This window comes from Acidobacteriota bacterium, from assembly GCA_009861545.1.
In the GTDB taxonomy this organism is placed as follows: Bacteria; Acidobacteriota; Vicinamibacteria; order Vicinamibacterales; family UBA8438; genus WTFV01.
In genome coordinates this window covers 1-806 of record VXME01000040.1, presented here as the reverse complement: position 1 = coordinate 806, position 806 = coordinate 1, and positions in this window count along the sequence as shown.

Here is an 806-nt window from a genome sequence, read left to right as displayed (position 1 = left end):
CCGGGCCCGTACCCGCCCGCCCGACACCGCCCCCCCCCCCCCCGCCGCCGCCGGCCGCGGCGCCCCCGGGGCCGCCGCCGCGGGGCCGCCTGCGGCCCCCGCGGCGCCGCCGATCGCCGCGCCGCGGCCGCCGCCGAAGATCGCGCCGAGGATGGCCCCGGCGACCGCGCCGCCGCCGATCTTGGCCGCGTTGTCGCGCCCGCGGGAGCTTCCTTCGCGATAGACGGTCTCGGTTACGATGGGCGCCTCGACGCCGTCGTCGAACACGACGGTATGGAAGCGAACGCCGAGCCGGGCGGTCCCTTTCAGCTTGCCGCCCCGCTCGACCATGACTACCGATCCGTTGACCACACTGCCGGCGGGGATGGCGACCCGGCGCGACACCATCACGTCGCGCGTCACCCGCGCCTGCACGTCGTCCTCCACCTGCGCGCGGTCCGTGCTGACGAACGTATCGATCTGCAGGCCGATCACGGAGTCCGCCGCAACGACGAGCTCCTCGGTTGCCGGCAGGGGAGATCCGGCGGCGTCTCCGGTGGTCGGCGGGTCGAGGTTCACGGCCGGCAGCGGCGGCAGGTCGCGGGAGATCCCGTTGTTGCGCGCAACCGCGTTCTCATCCATCTCCGCCGGCTCGGCCCGCCTCCAGCCATCGACCACGGGCAGATCGCGACCCGCGTTCGCCGGACGCCGGCGAACCGGTTCTGCGGGCGCCGGTTCCGCCTCCGTTCGCCGCGGCGCGGCAGCCGGCACCGGTCGCTCGACCTCCGGTCGTGCAGGCGGGGATGGCTCCCGGCGTGGGGGCGGCG